Source organism: Variovorax sp. N23 (assembly GCF_025486315.1).
GTDB lineage: Bacteria > Pseudomonadota > Gammaproteobacteria > Burkholderiales > Burkholderiaceae_C > Variovorax.
This window is the reverse complement of record NZ_JAOOPY010000007.1, coordinates 182151-204491: the sequence shown is the minus strand read 5'-3', so window position 1 is coordinate 204491 and position 22341 is coordinate 182151. Positions and strand designations below refer to the sequence as shown.

Here is a 22341-nt window from a genome sequence, read left to right as displayed (position 1 = left end):
GCTCCATACGGAAAGCCACTAGGACGGCACGCGTTGTCCGGCTTTCCAGAAACTCACCAAGCCGGGATTCGATTCAGTACTACCAACTGGCTTCGCCGGTTGCTCGGGGCTGCCTCCGAGCTAGCGTGCACTGACAGGCGCCAACTTGCCTACGGTTCGGCTACGAACCGCGCTTACATATTACTGATATTGCCGAGGCGGGGCAAGCTCGCCCCGCCCTTGCCTTCACTCAGGCTGAATGTGCAAGTACAGGGCGTGCCCGAAAGCGAACGGAGCGATGCCCTCCCCCTTGAACTTGTCCCCGAGGTCGTCGAGCGGGAAGAAGTTCGGAAGCACGCTGGCGTAGACAACGAGGCCGTGCTCCTTCAGCGCGAGCCGCAGTTCCTCGCCGTCGTGCGCGTGGACGAGCAGCGGGAGCTCATGTTCTTCAGAAAACATTCCGACTTGGCGCATCTTGCGCACGCGCAGCTTGTCAATGAGCTCCTCGACGGCCTCGCGCACCATCGGCCTCTTGTCTTCAGGCACGTTGTGGGTGCGGTATCGGATTGTGTCCACGCGCGGCAGCAGCGTACGCAGCACGAGGTCGTCATCGGCTCGGGCCATCTCTGAGATGTTCGGTCGCGCGAAGAACTCGCTCGGTTTCTTCGGCGACAACATTTGCGCCGCGCTCATGATGAAGCCGACGGGCAGCGCGGCCTGCATCGTCTCCTTAACTCCCATCGCTTCGCAGAGGCTTTCCCAGGTGTGGCCGGCGTCCTTCGCAGCCAGCAGCAGCCGGTGCAGGTCGATGCGGTACGTGTCTCGGGGCCCGCCTAGGTATTCAACTCGTTTCAGTACCTCGTGGTGCCGCACCCGGCCAGAGAAGATGTTTTTTACCAGCTTGAATCGGCGAAGCAGACGCTCTGTGTCTTCCTCATTCAGCTGGCGCATCTCCAGCCCTGGGATGTATTCCTTCGGCCGAATGATGTGCAACTCCCAGGTGTACCGGGCATCTCCAATGACCCAGCTACGGCCATCGAGTTCGACCGAATAGGTTCCGCCTCTGTCGCTTGAGGCGAGCTCCAATTGCGCCCAGCAGGTGAGCTCGTCGCCGCGCGCCATCTCGAAGGCGTTGTGCGGATTCAGTTCATCGTCGTCGCGCAGCAGGACCAGTTCGGCGTTCGGGGCGTCGCCGGTAACGCTTGCCTGGCCCAGCCCGACGGCGTACTCCGGGTCCGCGTACCGCTGTAGCAGTTGCATGACCGCGACGCCCTCCAGGGCGGCCACGCCACGCTCCTCGAGGTGCCTGCGCAGGGCCTCAAACGCGCTTGGCGCGCCATCGAGCCATTCGCTGCGGCCGCCGCATGGTCGCAAGGTGAAGATGGGGATATTCGTCAAATCGCCGGGCCGGTCCGTTCCGCGCGGCTCCGGCGTGCCGACCATTACGTAGTCCTCGCCGACATGCACCTGGAACGTCTTCACGGGTGCTTGTGCCTGGCGCAGGTCGCACCAGTGCGCCATCCGCGGCATGACCTCACGCCAGGTGGCGAACGCCTCGACCTTGCCCATGAACTGGTCCATGCCAACACTAGAGCCGACCAGCACGGTCAGCTGAAGGGTCGGCTCAGAACCGCTGTACTCGGACTCGTGCCAGCTCGTCGCACCGAGCATCCTGGCGGCGGCCTCGAGACAAGCCGTGTACTTGATGCGGATGCTTTGGCGTTCCAGCAGCGGCTTCAGCCGCTTGGCCAAGTGCTTCAGGTCTTCGCCGGGGAGAGGCCCTAGATCGTTGACGACTGCGAGTGCGGTTTGGCAGGAAAAGCGAGGTAGCTTCGCCTGAACGTAGGTCCAGAGAGCGGCAGCTTGCAATTCGGGGGACAGCGGCGTGCGCGGCGCCTTGACATTGGCCACAGTTGAGCTCCTTCGTGGAAGACACGTAGGGACGGCACGCGTTATCCGGCCTTCCGGGAGTTCAAAGAGCCGGGGTCGGGGTACTGCATATCAACTGGGCTTCACCGTGCCAGGCGAACCTGGTGCGTGCACTGATGGGCGCCAACTTGCCCGCGGTTCGGCGTGAACCGTAGGTTCATGCTACTTCGGCCGCTTCGAACATGTCAACTTGCCAGCGTCGGCAGGCATGTCTGAGTGCCTGCATGCGGGGCCCGGTGCTTAGCGGACGAGTTCACGTCAGGGCAAGCGACGCCGCGCAGCAGACCCCGGACCAACTATCACGCAGCCAGGACAGGCATCTCTCTTTGAAGCTCGATCACGTTCGCGTGGCCGGGCAACGCCTCGCGAAGCAGCGGCAGCAAATGACTGTGATGCGTGAGAAACAGCACCTGGGTGCGCGTGGACAACTCGGCCAGCACCCGCAACCCGGCCTTCGCACGCGCATCGTCGAAGTTGACGAACAGATCGTCCGCCACGAAGGGAACGGCACCGGCATGTGCCAGATGGAGCTCGAGCGCCGCCACGCGCAACGCCAGATAGAGCTGGTCTCGCGTGCCTTCACTCAGTCCTGCGACCTCCACGACTTGGCCGGTACGGCGCCTCGCATACAACGCCGGCGTGTCTTTCTCGTAGTCGACGCCAAGCCGGCTGTAGTCGCCGAGGGTGAGGTCCGAGAACACCGCGCTTGCCCGCGTCAACATGGGTCCCTGCTTGCGGTCGCGGTAACGGTCGATCGCCCATTTCAGCAGCTTGCCAGCGGTTGCAACCTCCAGGTACTGCTCGGCCACCTCCCCCATCTCTGCCAGCGCTTCCTGCCGCCGGGCTTCGGCCGAGGCGGCATTGGCCTGGCCTGCGATGGCGGAGAACGCCAGTTCGGCGGTCACACGCTTCTGGACCAGCGCGCTGGAGCGCTCGTTCACGACCGCGAGTTCGCTCTTGGCCTGTTCGTACAACCCGATCACCTCGGCGGCAGGCTGAGCCGCCACCTCCGCCTCGATCGCCTCGCGCGTCAGCCCATCGCCGCCATCGAGGAGCGACGCCATGGTCTCGGCAAGTTCCCTTTCCTGGGCGCGGCGCTGGTCGGACCGCTCCGCGAGCGGCAGGGCCTCCGCCACGGAGGACACCCCCGCGAGCGCCAGCAGCGGCGCCAGACGCGCACGGGCTTCGCGCACACGAAGGTCGGCCTCGTCTTTCAATGCCTGCGCGGTACGAAGCGCGGCCTCCGCCAGTTCGACCGCCTGCGAAGCCGCAGTGGCCTCCCGAAGACGTTGGGATAGGTTCCTCGCGACCTGCGCCCAGTCGTCGGCACTCACGAGCGGCGGATTCACGCGCGCTCCGAGATATCGGGCTGCCTCTTCGAAGCGGATGAGGTCCGCCTGCATGGTGTTGATGCGCTCGACCCGGATCGTATCGGCGCGATCCAGGCGATCGGCCACCAGGTTTGCGAGCTCCACCGCGCCTTCCGCCTCCGCAAACGTCGACGCCGCAGCCTCCAGCTTCGCGCTGCGCAGCGCCGCCGTCCACTGGGTCTCCCACGCCTGATAGGCAGCCCTGGCCGTCTCAGTCGCCACCGCCAACCCGTCCAAGGCGCGTGCGGCCTGCCGAACCTGATCGTCTAGAGCATTTCGGCGCGCCGACGCAGTGTCGACCTGGCCGATGTGACGGGTCGCCAACGCGCAAAGCGCGGACAGGTCAGCGCCCTCCTCGGGCACCACCACGCCCGAATCCTCCAGGGCCTGAGCCAAGGCATCCTGCGCGCTCTCGCAGGATAGAACCTCCTCCTCCAGCTCTCGCTGCTTCTGCATGACGTCGAGATCGGCCGCCAGCGCGTCGGCGCGCTTCAAGAGCCAGCTTGATGCGTCGTCGAGCGGCATGTCGGCCCAGCCGATGCGTGCGGCGAGCGCCTGCCAGTCGGCGTCCAGTGCCTCCGTCTCCGCCGTGCGTGCCACCAGGAGCATCGCCTGATGCTCGCTTTGTGCCTTGGCGAGTTCCAGCTGCTGCCGGATGTTCTGGAGCGTCGCGGCCTCGGTCGCCGTCCCCAGCTGCGAGTCGACCAGTTCGTCCGCCAGCCGGATCGCGGCGTCAAGGACAGGCGCCCCGCTGCCCAGCGGGACCTCGCTGCTCTTGAGCGACCGCCAGGCGTCGTCGCGACGCGTGCGTGCCTCATGCACATCGGTCGGCGTCACGACCTTGTGAGCGCCCTCGAAGTGCCTCTCCGCCAGTTCGAGACGGATCACCTCGGCCTGCAGCCCCTCGAGCGTTTCGCGCGCGTAGGCGACGGACCGCAGCCCCTCGGCTCGCGCACGCTGGAGCGTGCCGACCCGTTCGGTCGATGGCGCGTCCATCATTCGCAACGTATCGACCGACACGTGCCCGCCTCCCAGGGCCGCCAACGCATGGCCAAGCTTCTCCCCTGCCTGTTCGACGGCGCTCTTCAGCCCGCGTTGTCGGGTGCCGCTGTTCTTGAACGTCACCGCCTCCGCCAACGCCTCCCGCAGCGCCGGCGGAACCTCAGCCGCCGCAATGCCGTCCAGATCCGCCCGATGACCTTGGATATCCAGGCCCTTCTGCCGCTGGGCCTCCTCGGCACTGCGCACCGCCTGATGCAGCGCGCCGCGGTCGCGCAAAAGGTTGCCGACGGCCTTGAGCGCCAGGGTTGACGGCAGGTCCGCACGAATGCGGGACTCGTCGGACGGCCACCCGAGCTGCGCGGCCGCCGCCCTCGCTTCGCCCAGCAGCCGGTCGAGGTCGACCTGGCGAAGTGGCAGGTCCCGCGCGTGGTTCGCGCAGGCGCCCCGCATGACATCCAAGGCCTCGATCTCGGCGCCGAGCGAGAGCACCGAGGCGTCGAAGGACACCGCCGCGCGCTCCTGTGCACGCGCTTCCACGTCGCCGACGCGCGTCTGCAGCACCGCCTCGGCGGCGGCGAGCTCGGAGCCGCCTGTGCGAAGGTCGGCCTGCGCCGTGGCCGGGAGATCGATCACGTCGACCAGCTCCGTGAGTGCCGCCTCCATGGCGCTGATTCGTATCAAGGTGGGACCGAGACGGCGCACGCGCTCGAGCTTCGAGCGGGCGGCCTCCAGTGCGATACGCCGAGCGTCTTCGGAGGCGATGTCTCGCTCGATGTCGTCGAGGGCCTGACGCGCATCGCTCCAGACCTTAGTTCTCACCTGGGCCGCCTTGAGGTCCGCACTCGCCTCCTCGAAGCGGTTGACGGACAGCGCGTAGGCGCTGCTTGCCTTGCGCGACGCCCAGAGATTGCCCGCCTGCTTCTCGAGCGCCTCGCGGACCGGACCAAGGCTCGAGATGCCAGCGGCCGACTGGAACAGGACGCGACCGACATCCTTCGAGCCATCCAGGATGCTCCGGCCGCCCTCGACGAGCTGGTCGTGGTCCATGCAGAACATCTGCTCGAAGAAGGCCTTATCGAGCGTTCCCAGGATCGAGGTGAGTTGACTCTCCGCTAGCGGCTGGTCCGCCGGTGTCCGCAGTGGCGTGCGTCCGCGGGCACGATGAAAGGCGAGCTCACCAGCCTCGCTCTGAAGCACACCACCTAGGCGAAGCTCGGCCAGGGGGTGCCTGAAATCCAGCCGCGTGCGCAACGGCATGCCGAACAGAAGTTCGGTGATGGCTTGGCGGATGGTAGATTTGCCGGCCTCGTTGGGGCCGGCGATCACGTGAAAGTCGAGTTCGGCCTTGGGGAGGTCGATAGCGAGGTCGTCGAACTTTCCATACTTGAGAAGCTGCAGTTGCTGGATGCGCATGCGTCAGTCTTCCGCCACGAGGCTGGCCAGCAGCGCCGGCGAGACATGCCTGAGGAGCGCGCCGAAGTCGCCCTCGCGTGCGAGCGCGAGGTACGGCACATCCTCTTTCACGTCCGCGTGAACCTTGCCGAAGAAAGGCTGCAGCTCGCCGCGCAACTGGGCCAGGAAATCTGGGTCGCTGTGGGCCTCCGCGAGGATCTCCTCGAGATCGGCGACCGCGTCCATGCGGGCACCGACGTCGGCGGCATTGGTGAAGGGTTGCGTCGCGATCTTGACCTTCTCGAGCCACAGTCTCTCGTTGCCGATCGCTGCGATCTGCCCAAGGACTTCCGCGCGCAGTTCGTGCGCCTTGCCGAACATCGCCCCATGGGCGCGGGAGCGCCCCTGCAGGGTCACACGCACGGCGCGTGGCACATGTGCATCGACCATGAGCAGCGACTCCAGTTGCAGGCCGATCTGCCGTGCCACATCGCTCATCGTGATGCTGGCGCTGGCGTCCACCACTAGGCTCTCCCAACGCAGCACATCGATGAAGAGCCTCTCGAGACGGGTCCGCCCGTCGTCGACCGTCACCAGCACGGCACCGCGGCGTCCGGTCTCGCGGACCTGACGGCCCTGGAGATTGCCGGGGAAGACGATGTGTGAGCCGTCCTTCCAGTGCTGGAACTCGTGCACGTGGCCGAGCGCCCAGTAGTCGTAGCCCTTGGCATGCAGCTCGGCACGCGAGCAGGGTGCGTAGTTGGCATGCACCGTGCCGCCCTCGAGGGCCGTGTGGAGGACGCCGATGTTGTAGTAGCCCGGGACGGGTTCCGGATACCGGAGCGCCAAGTTGTCGATGACTGCCTTGTCCTTGAAGCTCTGCCCGTGGAGCGCAACCTTCAGCGCATCCAGCCGATGGACTTCCGGCTTCTTCGAGGAGAAGGTGATCACGTTGTCGGGCAAGGTGAGCTTCTTGGTCATCTCGCTTTCGGCATCATGGTTGCCAAAAAGCAGGAACACGGGGATGCCGGCACGTCGCAGACGCCCCATCTCCTTGCTGAAGAAGACGCCGGTGTTGTGATCCCGCCAGTCACCGTCGTACAGATCGCCAGCAATCACGACGAAGTCGACCACCTCGTCGATGGCGTGTTCCACGAGCCGGGTGAAGGCATCCCTTGACGCGTTGCGCAGCTGTCCCGCGGGCGCGTCGGGATAGGCGCTCAGTCCGTGCAACGGACTGTCGAGATGGATGTCCGCAGCGTGGATAAATCTCATGATCTCTCTTCTTCCACATTTATGGGGCGCCGCCCGACCCTGGAAGCATAAGCACAGTCCGCTATCCGTAAAAAGATAGGTCATGGCAACTTGAATCGCCCCGTGGCGATTCACGCCGCTCTCGGTTCAAGTGGGTGTTCAACGCTTCGACTTTGTCATATTTGGCGCCGACCCGGGTGGGGGCGTTTGTCCTCCACCCTTAGGCTCTTGATCCGCTGTCGGTTGGCGACAGCTAGCGCCGCTTTCCTTGACATTTCGGGCTAGCCCCCTTGCGCACCCTTCGCAAACCAAGCAACATTCTGTTGCAAATAGACGCGACGCAACTACGGGGGATGGGATCGGTGATCAATCAGATCGACATAGCCAGCTTCGGCAGCTTCCAGGGGTTGGAGTGGAAGAAGACCGTCCGAGACAGCGGCAAGAACGTCAAGCCATTCCAGCGGCTAAACATCCTCTATGGACGCAACTACTCAGGCAAGACGACCCTGTCTCGCGTCTTCCGTTCGCTGGAAACCCACAAACTTCCGCTGAACTACTTTGGCTCTTCCTTCACGGTGTACGGGGAGAAAGGCAACGTTGCCCACACTGGGCTTGCAGGTCACAGCTACGACGTGCGGGTCTACAACCGCGACTTCGTCACCGACAACCTTAGCTTCCTAGTCAATCAGGAAATTGGGGGTGTCATCAAGACCTTCGCCATCGTCGGTGAGCAGAACAAGGAGATTGACGACGCCATCGCTGCGATTGAAGCCAAGCTTGGCAGCGTGGAAGGTAAAGCAGGCCTCCGGTTTGCCCTGGAAGCCAAACGGAAAGAGCGCGATCGCGCCAAGTCTGCTTACACCACAGCGTCCAATGGGTTGGATGACAGGCTGCGCTCACATGCCGCCGAGAAGATCAAGAAGAACCCGAACTTTCGCAGCCCCGTCTACAACATCGAGCACATCAGACGTGACATTGCCACGACCAGCAAGCCAGGCTTCGTCGCTCTCACGACCGAAGAACAAGCAGGTCGGCTCAAGCTGCTCAAGCAAGAAGCGCTACCCGACATCACCGACACATTGGTTGTTGCTCTCAAGCTGGACTCGTTGACGGCCACCGCCGAACCGTTACTGTCCAAGACGATCACGCCAACCAAGGCCATTGAGGAACTGCTTAAGGACAGCGCCCTGCAACTCTGGGTGAAGCAAGGTATGGGGCACCACCGCGAGAAGCGGAGCACCTGCGCCTTCTGCCGACAGGATCTGCCGCACGACATTTGGCAGGTACTCGATGAGCATTTCAGCAAGGAGTCTGGCGACCTGGAAGCTTCCTTGGACGCGGCAATCACCTCAGTCACGAACGAGATTGGCACCATCACTGGGCTCAACACCTTCGCGGGTGCGCAGTTCTACGTTGACGAGCGCGCCGCGTTTGAAGTCAGCGGCAAAGCCCTGTCGCAAGCACTGGCCGTCTACAAGAAGGATCTGGAGGCGCTGAAGAAGTCGCTTGAGACTCGGAAGAACAACCTATTCCAGCCGGTAGCCCTCAAGACTCCTTCTCATGACGCCCAGGAAATCGCAAGGCATGTTGCCGACATCAATGCACTGATCGCCGCGAGCAATAGCAAGACTGCCACACTAGAAAAGGATAAGACCGCTGCCAGAGATGCACTTCGCCTGGCTGACGTGTTCGCCTTTGCGGACGCCATCACCTATGAGGAAGAGCTTGGCCGGATTGCCACCCTCAAGACCACCTCCGATACGGCAGGCACTGCCTTCACCGATGCGGAAAAAGAGATCCGTGACGCCGAGACTGAAGTCCAAGCCTTGAGGGCTAAACAGAAAGACGAGCGCAAGGGGGCGGAACGAGTCAATGCACTGCTAAACAACTTCTTCGGCCATGACGGAATCAAGCTGGAAGCTCGTGACGGCGCGGACAACGCCACAGTCAAGTTTGAGATCACCCGCAATGGAAAGTCGGCATACAACCTCAGTGAAGGCGAATGCAGCCTAATCGCCTTCTGCTACTTCATTGCCAAGCTTGATGACCCTGAGAGCAAGGGAAAAGATCTGATCATATACATTGACGATCCAATCTCAAGCTTGGACGGAAATCACATCTTTTTCATGTTCAGTTTGATTGAAAGCTTGATCGCCAAGCCAGTGAAGAAGCCTGATGGCTCAAATTCGTACCGCTACAAGCAACTGTTCATCTCCACGCACAATTTGGACTTCCTGAAGTATCTCAAGCGCCTTTCCATTCCGATGAAGAAGCTGCCAGCAGCAGAAGGGGTAAAGGCAAAGAGTGTCAGTGACCATGAACACTTCATGATCGAGCGAAACGGCGCTTCAAGCAACATCATGCTTATGCCGTCTTACTTAAAAGACTACATCACTGAATTTCACTATCTCTTTCACCAAATCTATAAGTGCAAGGACCAAGCTGCCGCAGCAGAGAACCACGAGCCGTTTTTTGGCTTCGGCAACAACCTGCGAAAATTCCTGGAGGCATTCTTGTTCTTCAAGTTTCCATACCACGACGACAAGAACGATTCCTTTGAGCGGATTAAGAAGTTCTTTGGAGAAGAGGAAGACACAGCCGTTGCACTTGTCAATCGCCTCAACAACGAGTTCTCGCACCTAGAGGCCGTTCCAGACAGAGGGTTCAAGCCCGTTGAAATCCCCGAGATTGCCAAGGTTGCCAATTATGTATTGGACAAAATCTATGCCTCAGACAAAGTGCAATACAACTCTCTTTTGAAAAGCATCGGCGAGCCTGAGCGAGTGAGTTGACCATTCAATGCACAAACCCTAAATTCCCTCACCCGAACGGATTCTTCGGCTAATCTCCCAGCGTCAAACGCCCCGGGTAGACGCTCTCGCATGCGGGATGCTTGACCTCCAGTTGAGCTTTACCACTGTCGACACGCACTATGCGAGCGTCGCGGGACCGCGCGTCGCCGTTGCAAGGCTCTCGACGTTGCTCGTCGGAGCAGGCCGGGCTGAGGATGCGTAGCAACACAGACGGATTCGTAGTCACCCGAAACTCAACGACCTTGTGGCTTTCAAGTAGGAAGGCGAGCCAGTCGGAACCAAGCCGACAGCTTCAGGTGCCGGCGGAACCCTGTAGTCAGCGTAAGCGATCGGTTGCAGGATGCTATTTGGCCACCTCGTGCGGACAGGAGCTTGCGACCAATGGATCTCCCGATCCTCTTAGTAGACCGCCATAAAGTCAGCAAGATAATAATGTCCGGCCGCCGCAAAGTGAGTTTGAACATACTCACCGACTGGAGCAGGGTTATCTTCGTAGATATAAGAAATTTGTGGAAAACGCAATTCGATTCCAATGAATGACGACCAGTCGCATGAAAAAAACCCTTAGCCTCTTAACTCGCAGGCTTGCGAAATTTCTCGATAGCGCATTGTCTTGGTTGGAAGATAAAGGCAGTTCAGTCGACACCAAACCGAAGTTCTTGGATCTCGCGCCGACCGATAAGGCGGATCAGGCCGGGGTGTATTCCGAAGCGATTCTGTTTGCCACGAACAATCCGCAGGTTTCCAATATTGCTCTGACAGGCCCCTATGGATCGGGAAAGAGCAGCATTATCCAATCCTTCCTTAAGAATTATCGGCGGCCTGCGCTTCATATCTCGCTTGCTGCGTTCGTCCCCGAGGCTAGTTCGGATGGCGAGAAAGTGAGCCGCCAAGAGATTGAGAGAAGTATTCTGCAGCAGATGTTGTACGGCGCAGATGCAAACAAACTCCCGCTGTCACGGTTTAAACGAATTCAGTCACCTGGTGTTTGGTCGATCTTTAAATCGTTGTATATAACGCTAGGAGTTCTCGCGCTTTGGTACGTGTTTAGTCAACGAAAGGATGTCATCAACGGTGTGTTTTTCACTCCGTTTGCCCTCAGCAATGGATTCAGGCTCGGAATTTGCGCGTTCGCTGTACTGTTCTTATGGATGACGTTGCATCATTTTTATGTTGCTAGTTTCGGTCTATCCCTCAAGAGCGTTTCATTAAAAGACGTTGAGATACGGCCCGCACATGATGACCAAACATCAATATTGAATCGTCACTTGGATGAAATACTATATTTCTTTCAATCAACCGACTACGATCTTGTAATCATTGAGGACCTAGATCGATTCAATGACAGCGAAATCTTCGTGACATTACGCGAGATTAATAGCCTCATAAACGGGAATGCAGGCGTAAAACGGACCATCAGGTTTCTCTACGCCCTGCGCGATGACATGTTTGCCAACACCGACCGAACCAAGTTCTTTGAATTTATTATTCCTGTAATACCAATCATAAATACGTCAAATTCGATCGATATGGTATTGGAGCAAGGGAGAAGACTTGCACTTGACGAGCGTCTCGATCGACAGTTTCTGCGAGAAGTTTCACGCTATCTGAATGACCTGAGGTTAATCCATAATATTTTTAATGAGTACGCTATCTATGTGGCTAATTTGGAAACTGATGGCGAAAACCTGCTTGATGCCAACAAGCTCCTGGCGATCCTAATCTATAAGAACGTCTATCCGAGGGATTTTGAGCAACTGCACCGCGGCGCGGGGAATCTTGCTGCAATATTGAATCGCCAACGCGAGCTAATTAGGCAAGGTGAAGCCAGATATAGAAGCGAGATTGAGGAGCTCGAAAAAGGACTTGAAGTTGGCGAGCGACAGGCGCCTTCGGATTTGCGAGAATTACGACGAGTCTATGCTATGGCGCTTATTGAGAAGCTTCCAGACGGTGTCGTCCATGTTGGTATTGATCGTCACACGTGGATTCCGCTTGCTCAAATAGTAAGCCATGATGCGTTCGAAGAACTGATTGTGACCCCGCGCATGTTCTACCGACATGCCAACAGTCAGTCGAGCTGGGCTGATTCTTCTAACCTGCAAGCCGAGGTGGACTCTCAAAAATCCTACTTGCAACGTAAGGAAGAGATCAAAACCAAGGAAGCTGATAATAAGAACAAGGTCCTGAAAAGAATTCACGATCTGAAATCGAAGATTCCCGCGCTTCGAATGGTCAAGCTAAATGAACTGTTGCGTTTAAATGCCGACCACACGGAAGACCTCTTCAAAAATTTCGCAGCGAACGGAGAGCTCGCCCGCTTTTTGATCTTAGAAGGCCATCTCGATGACACCTACTATCAATACACTTCACTTTTCCACTCGGGCCGACTGTCGCCCAATGACAACCGGTTTCTCATTCAAATACGGGCATTCGTCACGCCTGAGCCAAACTTCCCACTTGACAATCCCAAAGAGGTCATTGCAGCGATGCGCGATGAGGATTTTCGGCAGAGCTACGTCCTGAACGTCAGGCTTGTCGATACCCTTCTGAATGACGAGGGTCTTAACGTTACTCAAGCACCGAAACTTTTCGAATTTCTTTCCTCTGATTTTGAGAAATGCGAAGAATTTTTCAGCGCTTATTACACCAGCGGCCTTGACGTGTCCGTGTTTCTCCTGGGATTGGCCAAGGTCTGGAAAAATTTTGTCCCATCCGCGATTGCAAGTCCAAACAATATTTCCCACATTGCCCAACTGATCGCAAATCTACCGCCAAACACTCTCAAAACGCTCGCAGGCGCCTTCGATGAATTATTGGTGTTTTTAGCTGCGAACCTTCACCAAATTCTAGTACAACTACCCGAATTGGCACCGGAGCGCCTTGATTGCCTCAATTTCGAGGTCAATGACCTCATGGAAATTAAAGATCATCCGAGAATCGTACGCTTCATGTTCGACGAGGGGCGATACCAACTTACGGTAGCCAATCTGGAATATATCTGCCAACATATTCTGGGGCAAAGCGATATCGAGTCAATGCGCGCGAGGAATTTCACCACCGTTCGCTCGATGAACAACCCTGCCTTGATGAAAAGGGTGGAGCAAAACTTCGATATTTACCTGCGCGATGTTCTTTTGCAATTGCCAAAAAACTCTGAAGAGGACGTCGCCGCTATTCTTGCGCTTCTTAATCAAGATTCACTGGATCAGGGCGCAGTTCGAAATTTTCTCGAAATGCAGACTGCGCAACTTCCAAATCTAGAGGGTGTGCCTGAGAAATTTCAGTCCACACTGTTTCAACTAAATGCGATCCAAGCAACCTGGAAGAACTGCGCTGCATTCATTGATGCTGCTGGTTTTGAGTCAGATAGTCTGATTCGGTTTCTCGACTCAGATGTTGTGCGCGCGGCTATCCTGCAACATCCTATCCTAAGTGATGCTGACTCACTGAAGCTGCGTCAGTTCCTTCTCAATGCAGGCGCGCTATCTGATGCTGCGTACAAGGCTTATATCAGCGCTTTACCGGATCAGTTTCTAAAGCTGCCGCAAGGACTTGAACCTGCCAAGGTTCGAATTTTGATATCGGAGAGAAAAATAACGCTTGCAAAAGATAACTTCAATGCTCTTGCTGCAATTGACGATCTTCAGGTAATTTTCATTGCGAATAATATCGACGCATACCTCAATGATCACGACAGCTTCGCATTAGACGATGATTTGCATGAAGAACTTCTACGGTCTGATGTCGATGATTTGGCCAAGATCCGGATCATTGAATTGATGAACTTAGAGGTGCTGGCAACCCTTCCGAAGCGAGCCGCACTTATCGGTCCGATAATTCATTGTGTCGATAGAAAATTTTCAAAAATCGGAGCAAGCAGTGCTCATTCGTTGATAATCAATTCTCGCCCTGCCGCGATACAAATCTCACTCTTCAACAAGTATAACTCTTTGATGTCTGATGAAGAAGTGCGTCAGACATTGGCCGATCTCCCTCGTCCATTCTCTGAAATTAAAACGGGTTATGCCACCCCGAGGCTGAAAAACAGCCCTGAAAATTTGGAGTTGGTTAAGTGGCTTGATTCCAGAGATATCATCTCTTCGTGGAGTGAGGATCGAATATTCTCTGATGATATAAAAGTGAATCTTTATAGGCGTCTATAAGCGGCCTAAAAATATGCACCGCCCCGGCTTCACGGCCCCTTGCTGAAGCGGTCGCAGCGCACGACTAGCGTGGCCCCGTTGGCAGCACCCTTCTGTCTACCACCTGCAACTACCGGCTGAGACCCACTTGGCACGCTGAGATAGCCAACAGTGCGCGCCCCTGGCCGATCTCCCTATAGGGCGGAGTGGCGACGCTAAAGTTGCAGCAATGGCTCTTCGCCACAGTAGCGGGGGGACGCGCGCGCTCAGCAGGAGCTTGGCTTCTGCGCGCTATGTCGATGAGCCGCCGGATTCCGAGGCTCTTTTTTTGCGCCGCTGCGGATCAGTCCCTTGCCCACTGCGATGGCGCGCGTCGGCAGCGAGCGCCTGCGCTAGCAGTGCGCGAGTGGCGTCATGCGTGCGCCTTTCCTCGCTCAAGCGGCTGCCAAGTCCCTCGATTTCTTGTCGCGCCAACGTGTAATCGCTCTTCGCAACAGCAACCTCTGCGGCTTGAGCGGTGAGCTGAGTTCGCAGCTCTGCCTCCGTCGCTCGACTGTCGTCTTGCAGCTCCTGGATCTTGGCCTGGGCCTCCGCAAGCCGTTGCGCGCCCTCTCCTTCCGCGCGCACTAGCCGCTGTCGCTGGAGTTCCGACTCGGCTTCCACCGACTTCGTCGCCTGACGCGCGCGATCGACCTCCAGAAGCATGCGTTGGTGCTCCTGTGCATGGCGTTCCTCGGCCTGGCGCAAGTCCTGATCTTTGGCAGCCAACGCTTGGTTGTGGACCCGGTGCGTGGATTCGTGGCTCTCCATCGCCTTCGCCAGTTGGGCGTTGAGCCGCGCAACTTGTTCGTCGAGGTTGCTGCGCATGTGCTGCGCCTCCTGCGCCTGGTCTCGCAGCTGCTGTCGCAATCCTTCGGCCACCTGTTGGGCCGCCGCCAAGGCGGCATCGAGGCTGGAGCGAGTTTGGGCGAACGCCACCTCTCGTTGGGTGAGCGTCGCTAGTCCCTCCTCCAAAGCTTCTTCGCGGGCTTGCAGCTCGTCTCGAACGCTCGCCTGTGCGCATTGCTCCAGGGCCTGCGCTTCGCGGCGTGCTGTATCCCAAAGCAACCGGGCGGCGCTTTGCACAGCCGCCGGAACCGACGTGGCCTCTTGCCCTGCCGACGACGAGCCCGGCGCTGTCCCCGCCATGCGCGCGCTGAGCGTCGCAAACCAGCGCTCGAGCAGCGGGCTGACCGTGTTGGGCGAGCCGCGACCGATCTTGAGCCGCACCCGCTCGATGGTCGGGCGTTGTCCTTCTGCCAGCAGGGCGTCCGCCGCGGCAAAGACGTCCGCCGGCTGAATGCCGCGCCCCCTGAATTCCTCGATCTGGCTCACTTTGGCCCCTTCTGTCGTGTGGCTCCCTGCCCCGCCTAAAAACGACGCTCGAACTTCTCGAACGGCATCTGCTTGCCCGGCCACCAAATAGACCTCGATAAATGAAGTTTACCGTGGGCTATCATTGCTTGATGATTAACATCATATGTCGTATGTATGAAAATAAACAGATGGGCGCTCATCATCAGGTTCCACACGTGCATCTGGCGCGCACCTTCGCCTTGAAGCGCTAGCCGCTGCACGATCCCGAACGCCTCTCGCACATGGTTGAAGACGCGGCGCGCGAGCTGTTTCGTGAGGGTGAATCGGCCAATACGCTGGCGTCCTACCGCTCGGCGCTGCGTTACTGAGGCGGCTTGGTTCGGCGCCCGCTATGGCCGTGCGTTAAGCCTGCCTGTACCCTTAACGGTGGTTGTCCAGTTTTCGGCTTCGTCGAGCGCGTGCTGGTGGAGCTCACGCCCGACCAGCGCGCCCCGTGGCCGACGGAGCGATTTTCGGCAACGCGACCACCGAGGCCGGCGAAGGCGCGCTCGGCCAGTTGCAGACCCGCGTATTCGGCGCGAACGGCGCGTGGCTGCTGAGCGGCGATAAGTTCTACAGCACCGGAACGCTCTACGCCCACTGGGTCGGTGTCACCGTACAGCGCGACGACACCGACCCCGCGCAGTGGCGCACCCTGGCCCTGGTGCGCACCAACGCACCGGGCGTGGAGCGCGTCGACGACTGGAACGGCTTCGGCCAGCGGCTGACCCCTTCGGGCACCACGCTCTTCGACCGCGTGCCTGTCGAGGCCGCGCACATCGTCGATTTCTCGCGCACCGGTGCGATGCCGATGACCGCGGTGTTCCCGCTCTTCCACATCGCCACGCTGGCCGGCATTGCACGTGCGATCGAGCGCGACGCAGTCGCCTTCGTCCAGCCGCGCAAGCGCGTGTTCAGCCACGGCAGCGGCGCGGTGCCACGCGATCACCCGCTGGTGCAGCAAGTGATCGGCCAGCTTTCGAGCACGGCCTTCGTGGCCACGCTCGCCGCGCGCGAGGTGGCACGCGGGCTCGGCGAGATCGACCGGCTGCGCCCGCAGGGCGAGCCCTTGTCGGACGAACTGCTCGTCGACGTAGAACTGCCTGCCGGCAAGGCGCAGGTCGTCGTCACCGACGCCGTGCTGGGTGCTGCCACGCGCCTGTTCGACGCTGGCCTCGCACAACCCCGTGATCTACAAGGCGCGGGTGATAGGCGACAAAGCGCTGAACGGCACCCGGCCGACCTTCTACTGGGGTGTGGGCACGCGCGCGCCGGCGTCAACCTGAGCGTTTGGGCCGGATCGGCGGGGTCAACGATGAACTCATGGAGGAGCGCCCTCCTCGACTTCTTCCTCGAACAGCATGTAGTGGATGCACGTGGCCGTCGCCTGGAACTCGGCACGGCGAGCAGGGTCGCCGTTCTTACGTCGATGTCCGAGAGCTGCACCAGCTTGTCCCAGCATCACCATGGGCTGGTACATCTCGGCGATCATGGTGTAGACCGGATCGACCCGCAGCGGCGGTACTCAGAAGTCACCCACGAGATGGGATAGGTGACGGTTTGCGGCCCTGGCGTCACGGCGGCCTGGCGCCGCCAAACTTCGCCCTCCTACGCGAGTGGAACGCGCGGCGACGCGCTCTGCGGGTTACCAGGAATGCGCCAGCTCCCAGCATCCAGGCAGGCTGCGCGTCACCATCGCCTGCAACCGGCGCTGTGCGCGCAGCGGCACATAGCCATGGGGCGCACGGCGTGCCTGCGCATGCGGTTTGTAAGGCGACACCATCCAAGCGCTCGCGGTCAGGCCGATCACCTGTTGCGACCGTTCGGCCGGAGAAGCTTGTGGAAGAGATGTCATGGCGTTCCTTCGTCTGTTGTCAGGAATTCTGCAGCGCACTGCTTCACGACGCAAAGACCGAAAGCGAGTTTGAATCCTCGGTTCTTTGCAGCCTGCGCCGAGATCACTCGTCGTCGACGACGTTGCCGGTCAGCTCGAACATCTGTGCCACGAAGTCATCGAGCAGCGGCAAGGGGGCCGCGGTCGTGCCAGTGGGGTGCGCTACCCAGCCGCTGGTCTGCGAGAAGAGGCGCAACGCGTCGAATTGCGGGGCCTCGCCGGCATCGAAGAAATGCCGAATGCCGGCAGGCAAGGCCACCCATTCACCCGCCTCGCAAAAAAGTCCGATGAAGCCATCACTGGTGCGCACGTAGAAGAGGCCGGTGCCGTCAAGGAAACAGCGGATTTCGGCGTCCGCGTGTGTGTGCTCGGTGATGAACTGGGAGCGAAGGGTCGCCCAGTCGGCATGGTTGGGCGTCAGCGTGACCCGGTCGATGTGGGCGATCGAAAAGCGCTCGCGCAGCGCCGAGATTTCATCGTGCCAGTGATCGAGAACTGCATCGAGCGGTGCGTCGGCCGCAATGGACTCCCGCTCCGGCCAGCGGCCCCACGCCAACCCGTACCGCAGCAGTTGCTGCGCGATCGAGCCGTCGCAGACATGGGTGTCCTGCCAAGTGCCGTCGGCATCAAAATACACGAGCACGCCCATGTCGCGGGTGCAGAGTTACTGCAGGAGGCAGGGCTTGGCGTCGCCCTGGAATCGGTTGTCGACTGGCGTCATGTCGTCCTCGTCAAGGTGAGCATGAGCGCAGTGTCGAAGACATCGCCGAAAAAGGGAACAACCCATTGGCGATGTGCTTATCTGCATTTCGCATACCCGCTGGTCCTTGCCGACCTGATCGCGCGGCGTCGGATCGCCATGAGCAACCCGCGGCCGCCACGCCGAGCCCGGACCACTGGAAACAGCGTCAGTTGTAGAGCGAGGGCGTCGGCGCCTCGCCCTTGAGCGACCAGCGCCCCAAGAGGTTGAGCTTGTAGTCGAGTGGATCGTGCAGCGTGTGGGTGCGCACGTTGCGCCAGAAGCGGTCGAAGCCCAGCGCCGCGCGCGTGCCGCGTGCACCGACGACCTCGAACAGTTCCTGGCTGGCATACAGACCGGCGCGGTGCGTCACCACTTTGGCTTCCGCGACGGCAACCGACACCTCGGCACGCTCCCGCGCATCCAGGGCATGGCCTTGCGCAAAGGCGGCGTCGAGCGCATGCGCAGCCCGGTCGGCCAAGGCCGTGCCGGCGGCAATCTGTACATGCAGTTCACCGAAGCGGTTGAGCGTGTACGGGTCGTCGGTCGCATGCGCCACCCCCGAGGTGACCCAGGGCCGCGCGGTGCCGCCGTGCGCGTAGTCGTGTGCCTCCTGCCGCGCCCCGATGGCGATGCCCAGATAGAGGTTCACCAGCACCAGTTGGCCGATGCAAGCACGCAGCGTTTGAAAGGCCGTCGGTGTGGCGTCGGACGCGCGGATCACGTCCCGTGCCGGGAGCGCGACCCGATCGAAGGCGACCGAATTGCTGTCGGTCTGACGCTGGCCGATCGGGTCCCAGTCGTCGAGCACGCGGATGCCCGGCTGTTGCGTGGCGACGATGCCCAGCAGCATCGGCCCGTTGTCGCCGGCCGGCACCGCCGACAGCGTCATGTAGCGCGACCCGCTGGTGCCGGAACAGAAACTCTTCGTGCCGTCGAGCACGAAGCCGTCGGCCTCCGCATGCGCCTCCAGCCGCCGGTCCAGCGGGTTCATTGCATTGCCCCACCAGCCCTGCTCGCACACCGTGGCGCCTAGCCAGCGTGACTGCTGCTCGTCGTCGCCGTAGATCAAGACCGTGGCGACCTGCAGATGGTGGAAGGCCAGCACATGGGCCAGCGAACTGTCGACCGTCGCGATACGTCGCACGGTGCCCAGCAATTCGGACCAGGATCGACCATGTCCACCATGCTTCTTCGGCACGGCATCGAGCAACAGCCCTTCAGCGCGGATCAGCGCCTTCTCCTCCGCGGCGTGACCGCCGAGGCGATCGCGTTCGGGCGCGTTGGCGCGCAGGGCCTTCAGCAAGGGGGCCAGCGGGTCGACGGACGCGTCGGATGCGGTCGCTGCACAGACGTTCATGCGGTCTCTCAGAACCAGAGGTGATGGGGCGGCAGAGTGCCGTCGAGGAAGTGGTCGCCGAACGCATGGTAATTCCAGCGCACCGGGTCGTGCAGCGTGTGGACACGGGCGTTGCGCCAGTGGCGATCGAGGCCGTGCTCTGCGCGCCGGCGCAGCCATCGGACAGTTCGCGACGACGCTGCAGGCCTTGCGCAAGGTCACTTAGACGCCCAGGGCCGCGGAGATGCCGCTTGCCTGAGCGAACCCCGGTCACTGCGCTGCGACGGCCCCATTCCAGACGATGTCGCGTACGTTGATCTTGCGCGGAATGATGCCCAGCGACTGGAAGGTGTCTGCCAGTTCCTGCTGTTGCGCCACGTGCGCCTCCGTCAAAGGGCCGAGCGAGAACTCGGCGCGCGCGAACGCGCTCGACCAGGACTTGACGTCGATGCCGGTGGCCTCGGCTGCCAGCGCGGCGAGTTCCTCGCGGTGTTGCCCCGACCAGGTGGTGAGCTTGGCCAGTTCATCGAGGACGGCGCGCAGCACGGCCGGATGGCGCGTGGCGAAGTCCTTGCCGGCCATGTAGTACGAGGCGCTCGCAAGGCGCTTGTCCGTGGTGTCGGCAATGGCGCGAGCCCCATAGCGCTCTTCGGCGATCGCGTAGTACGGATCCCACACCACCCAGGCGTCGATGTTGCCGCCGTTGAATGCAGCGGTGGCGTCGGCGGGCGACAGGTAGGTCGGCACGATGTCCTGGAAGGTCAGGCCCGCTGTCGCCAGCGCCTTGATCGTCACGTTCTGTGCGCTGGAGCCCTTGCCGAAGGCCACCTTCTTGCCTTTCAGATCGGCTACCGTCTTGATGGGCGAGTTCTTCGGCACGAGCACCGCATGCTGCGCCGAAGGCGTCGCCGCGGCGTAGACGAGATTGGAGCCGCCGGCTTGCGCAAAGACCGGCGGCGTGTCGCCCACCGAGCCGAGATCGATTGCACCGGCCCCCAGTGCTTCGAGCATCGGCGGGCCGAACTGGAATTCCACCCACTTGACGCTCGGTATGCCCAGCGCCTTCAGGCGGTTCTCGATCACCTGCTGCTTGCGCGCCAGGACCAGCACGGCCGAACCCTTCTGGAAGCCAATCTTCACCTCCTTGGGCAGCGCCGCTTGCGACCATGCCGATGTCGATGACGACGCAAGAGCCGTGAATGCCAGGAGCGCGGAGAGCAGAAGTCGGCGACGCGGCGGACGTGTGGGGTAGAGAGGCAAGGCGAGCTCCGTGTTCGATGAAATCGACGCAGAGCTTAGGTGGGCGTGGCAAGCCCTGTCGAATACGTTAAGCGCTCATGCTTATGCGTTTTTCCTGCCGATCCACTCGCGGCTCATGGCGTCCGCTCGATCTGCGGCGCAGGAACGCCTTCGATCATCACGTTCAGGCAGGCCGGCATGGCGCTGGCGAGCGCCCGATGGATGGCGGAACGCATAGCCTCGACCTCGCCGACGCACTCGCCATGCGCTCCGAACGCCTGCGCGACGGCGTCGTAGCGCGTGGGCAGCAGTTCGCAGCCGGTCAAACGCTCGGGTCCATAGTCGCGCAGCTGGATCTGGTATTCGGCATTCCACCGCGCGTCGTTGCCGACGATGGCCAGGAACGGGAGCCCGTAGCGGACCGCCGTGTCGAACTCGGCGATGTGGAAGCCGACCGTGCCGTCGCCCATGACCGCGACGACCGGCGCGTCGGGCCGCGCGCATCGCGCCGCGAGCGCAAAAGGCAAGCCGGCGCCGATCGAACCGGCGACACCGTTGTTCACGCGGTGCGGCGCCTGCAGGCAGGCCATCGCCCACTGGCCGATCTCGCCGCCGTCGCAGACCAGTACCGCGTCGGGATGGCTATCGAGCACGGCTTGCAGCGGACGCAGCATCTGCACCGGATGCAGCCGGCCCGGCAAGGCCGAGCGCGCGCTGTCCCAGGCGGCCGGTCGATAGGCCACCAGCGCACGTGCTTCCTGCAACCAGCCGCGCGATACCGGCTGCCGCGCGTTTTCGATGAGTGACCGCAGTGCCGGGCACGCATCGGCCTGCGCAACGATCTGCAGCCGATCCCCCAGCGCACGGCGGCTGCGCTCGATCTCGCCGGGCTCCGCATCGACCTGATGCACCTCGACCGCAGCGGAAAAGGCGGTACCGAACTTCAGGGTGAAATCGACGCGTTTTCCCACGAGCACCAGGCAGTCCACGCGGGCCAGCAGTTCGGCGAACGCGCCCAGGCTCGCGTCGGCGATGCCGCGCGGGCTTTCCATGCCGATCACCGGGACACCCGTGGCTTCTTCCAGCTCGGCGGTCACCCCCCGCGCGGCCCGCGTCATGCACGACGGCCCCACGAGGATCAAGGGGTGCCTCGCCTGCGCAAGGCGGTCGATCAACCGGCGCGCAACGTCCGGGTCGAGCGGCACAGCGTCGGGCTCGAACGCGTTCTGCGGCGCAGGCGCTGTAGCCGTCCTGCCTTCGAGTACGTCGGTCGGCAGGCTCAGATGCACCGGCCCTGGCCGCCCGGACCGGGCGAGGCGGATGGCCTTGGCGATGTCGCTCGCCACGTCGTCCGCGTGGGCGCAGGCCCAGGCTGCCTTGCACACCGGCGCGGCCATCTCCGCCTGGCGCATCTCCTGAAACGCCCCCTGCCCCAGTTGCTGATTAGGCGCGTGGCCCGACAGCAGCACGACGGGCGCCTCGGCCATCTGCGCCGTGTACAGCGCGGACACCGCATTCGCATGCCCCGGCCCACCTGTGACGAGCGCGATGCCCACCTCCCCCGTGATGCGCGACCAGGCATCGGCCATGTGCACCGCACTGGCCTCGTGGCGCGTGTGGACGAGTTCGATCCCCGCGTCGAATGCGGCATCGAATACCGACATGATGTGGTTGCCCGACAGCGCGAACAGGCGCCGCACGCCTGCCGTGTGCAAGGCCTGGATCAGCGCGTCAGCGCCTCGGTGGTTGGCGTTCTTGGTCATGATTCCCGTGGATGGTTCGCCCGCCGACCAGCGTCTGGTCGGCATGCAGGTGGACCAGCATCATCGGGCACGTCAGCGGGTCTGCACC

The 22341-nt window shown here is 61.2% G+C and carries 12 protein-coding genes and 1 pseudogene; 3 read left to right on the top strand and 10 right to left on the bottom strand.

The window, feature by feature from the left end; genetic code table 11:
* Positions 1 to 225 precede the first annotated feature (225 nt).
* The 3 genes from N8A90_RS13250 to N8A90_RS13240 form a co-directional block, all read right to left on the bottom strand.
* A complete protein-coding gene (locus N8A90_RS13250; protein ID WP_262075376.1) occupies positions 226 to 1890 on the bottom strand; it encodes a hypothetical protein in 1665 nt (554 codons plus the stop codon).
* Between the two features lie 317 nt (positions 1891 to 2207).
* On the bottom strand, positions 2208 to 5693 hold the full coding sequence (locus tag N8A90_RS13245; protein WP_262075375.1) for a YhaN family protein: 3486 nt from the start codon (positions 5691 to 5693) through the stop codon (positions 2208 to 2210).
* Between the two features lie 3 nt (positions 5694 to 5696).
* The gene (locus N8A90_RS13240) at positions 5697 to 6947 is read right to left on the bottom strand and encodes an exonuclease SbcCD subunit D (protein ID WP_262075483.1); all 1251 of its coding nucleotides are present in this window, start codon (positions 6945 to 6947) and stop codon (positions 5697 to 5699) included.
* 269 nt (positions 6948 to 7216) lie between these two features.
* On the opposite strand from N8A90_RS13240, the gene N8A90_RS13235 reads away from it, so the two are divergent.
* Both N8A90_RS13235 and N8A90_RS13230 read left to right on the top strand, forming a co-directional pair.
* Positions 7217 to 9718, top strand: a complete 2502-nt coding sequence (locus N8A90_RS13235) for an AAA family ATPase (protein WP_262075374.1) — start codon at positions 7217 to 7219, stop codon at positions 9716 to 9718.
* A 572-nt stretch (positions 9719 to 10290) separates the two neighbouring features.
* Positions 10291 to 13905: an ATP-binding protein gene (locus N8A90_RS13230; protein WP_262075373.1), complete on the top strand. Its 3615-nt coding sequence runs from the start codon at positions 10291 to 10293 to the stop codon at positions 13903 to 13905.
* A 270-nt stretch (positions 13906 to 14175) separates the two neighbouring features.
* Here the strand turns inward: N8A90_RS13230 and N8A90_RS13225 are convergent, their stop codons facing one another.
* On the bottom strand, positions 14176 to 15258 hold the full coding sequence (locus tag N8A90_RS13225; protein ID WP_262075372.1) for a DNA-binding protein: 1083 nt from the start codon (positions 15256 to 15258) through the stop codon (positions 14176 to 14178).
* A gap of 475 nt (positions 15259 to 15733) precedes the next feature.
* Between N8A90_RS13225 and N8A90_RS13215 the strand changes: the two genes are divergently transcribed.
* On the top strand, positions 15734 to 16831 hold the full coding sequence (locus N8A90_RS13215; protein ID WP_262075371.1) for an acyl-CoA dehydrogenase family protein: 1098 nt from the start codon (positions 15734 to 15736) through the stop codon (positions 16829 to 16831).
* Between the two features lie 93 nt (positions 16832 to 16924).
* Here the strand turns inward: N8A90_RS13215 and N8A90_RS13210 are convergent, their stop codons facing one another.
* The 6 genes and pseudogenes from N8A90_RS13210 to N8A90_RS13185 all read right to left on the bottom strand — a co-directional run bounded on the left by N8A90_RS13210 (position 16925) and on the right by N8A90_RS13185 (position 22253).
* Positions 16925 to 17134 (bottom strand): hypothetical protein, encoded by a 210-nt coding sequence (locus N8A90_RS13210; RefSeq protein ID WP_262075370.1) that lies wholly within the window; start codon positions 17132 to 17134, stop codon positions 16925 to 16927.
* 103 nt (positions 17135 to 17237) lie between these two features.
* Positions 17238 to 17822, bottom strand: a complete 585-nt coding sequence (locus N8A90_RS13205) for a hypothetical protein (RefSeq protein WP_262075369.1) — start codon at positions 17820 to 17822, stop codon at positions 17238 to 17240.
* Between the two features lie 259 nt (positions 17823 to 18081).
* On the bottom strand, positions 18082 to 19272 hold the full coding sequence (locus N8A90_RS13200) for an acyl-CoA dehydrogenase family protein (RefSeq protein WP_262075368.1): 1191 nt from the start codon (positions 19270 to 19272) through the stop codon (positions 18082 to 18084).
* Positions 19273 to 19280: 8 nt separating this feature from the next.
* Positions 19281 to 19415, bottom strand: a pseudogene (locus tag N8A90_RS13195) (SfnB family sulfur acquisition oxidoreductase); the annotation flags it as partial.
* A gap of 106 nt (positions 19416 to 19521) precedes the next feature.
* Positions 19522 to 20391: an aliphatic sulfonate ABC transporter substrate-binding protein gene (locus N8A90_RS13190; RefSeq protein WP_262075367.1), complete on the bottom strand. Its 870-nt coding sequence runs from the start codon at positions 20389 to 20391 to the stop codon at positions 19522 to 19524.
* Between the two features lie 233 nt (positions 20392 to 20624).
* Positions 20625 to 22253 (bottom strand): thiamine pyrophosphate-binding protein, encoded by a 1629-nt coding sequence (locus N8A90_RS13185; protein WP_262075366.1) that lies wholly within the window; start codon positions 22251 to 22253, stop codon positions 20625 to 20627.
* Positions 22254 to 22341 lie beyond the last annotated feature (88 nt).